Here is a 1406-nt window from a genome sequence, read left to right as displayed (position 1 = left end):
TTTTCCCATCGTTGCTCCTTTCAAAGCATAAGAAAAACACCCTTTCGAGTGCTTAAAATTACTATTTTCGGTCTGAAAAAAACTCAGCCCAAAATGGATTTTCTTTATCAAAGATTTCAACTTCCTTATCGGTCATGTTATGTGGATAGTCCGCAAATAAATTGTAGATTTTTTTTTGGTCAAAACTAAATAAATGCTCACCTATAGCATCTAGCTTATCAATCCACCAAAGTTCGGAAGTTTCATTTTCTTTATAAAAATCACTATAGCCATCTAAGTGAGATTCAGACCATATTCTGTCATCTTCTTGATTAGCTAATTCAGATAGTTCTTCTAAAAAATTATCACCATTATTTGACATAGCCTTTGTCTCCTTTATTTTGCTGACCTTTCTTAGTATTAATAAATCCTAGAATCTTTTGAAACTCTTCATTTTCTCCTAAACTCTCAGAATCTATTAACAGATTAGAAGACTTCACTTTTTGCCGATAAACTGTATGTGATCGTTGGCAACCAAAGCGCTCTTTTAAAACTGCACTGGTCATAGGTTTAAACCCGTTACCTTCAAAAGGAGCTTGCAATTCTAAGTATTGGAACCGCCCCTCTTTTTTTCGCACAATTGCCGCATGCTTACCTGTTGCCAAATAGTATTCTTTGTCGTCTTGCATCTGACCAATTAATTTCTTGACAGCAGTAAAATCATTTGTATCTGCAACAAAATGTGATTGCACGTTCGGTAATTCACTAATATTTTTAATATTTAGCATACTTGCAAAAAAAGTTCGACTTTCTCCATCTCGATAATCCAAAACATCAAAACCCGCTTTATTGCCAATATACGCAAGCGCAAGTGAAGAACAAGATCCCTTTGTCTGGTCTCCTCCTCCAACAGCTTTAATAATTGCTTCTTCAGTTTTTTTTACTTTAGATCTCTTGATAGGATTAACTTTAATTCCATGTTGCAACGCGCTTTTTCTAACAACGCTGATATTCTCTTCTTTGTTTAACCCTTTCCTTTCTTTAATCTTATCACTATCCTTTTGTTTCCGCCATATTTTACTCCAAACATCCTGAACTTTTCCATTTTTAGGGTCATAATCAACTATGCAACGGCAGCGTTGATGTCTCCGATAAATATCTTTTGGAACTCGTGGATATTTATAGATACCTTGAACCTCTTGACACCAATCACAGCACTTAGCGACTGACTTTCTAACAATTTCAGGTTGCAATCCTGCCTTGTAATGAAATTCCGCATTTTTCTCAATACTATCATCCACAACGCTCTGAGTAAAATTAACAATTGGTTCTTGCAAAATCCACTTAATATCATCAAAATCCTGTTCATAAGAAACACGATTGACAATTCCATCAATTCGGTCTTGATTCAGTTCAGGCACCTGAGC

At 35.3% G+C, this 1406-nt stretch carries 2 protein-coding genes; both read right to left on the bottom strand.

The genetic code is table 11. The features are described 5' to 3' along the window. Positions 1–61 precede the first annotated feature (61 nt). The gene (locus STRDD10_RS07670) at positions 62–361 is read right to left on the bottom strand and encodes a DUF7675 family protein (protein ID WP_067194648.1); all 300 of its coding nucleotides are present in this window, start codon (positions 359–361) and stop codon (positions 62–64) included. Beyond that, positions 351–1406: hypothetical protein (locus STRDD10_RS07665; RefSeq protein ID WP_231853392.1), on the bottom strand; the 1056-nt coding region annotated here is incomplete at its 5' end. The genes STRDD10_RS07665 and STRDD10_RS07670, both read right to left, overlap by 11 nt.

Origin of the sequence: Streptococcus sp. DD10 (assembly GCF_001578805.1) — a bacterium.
Lineage (GTDB): Bacteria > Bacillota > Bacilli > Lactobacillales > Streptococcaceae > Streptococcus.
The sequence above is the reverse complement of the archived record's forward strand: the minus strand, read 5'-3'. Positions and strand labels throughout refer to the sequence as shown.

Excerpts from the sequence above, each read along its gene's own strand:
- STRDD10_RS07670 (WP_067194648.1), bottom strand. The coding sequence starts at position 361 with ATGTCAAATAATGGTGATAATTTTTTAGAAGAACTATCTGAATTAGCT.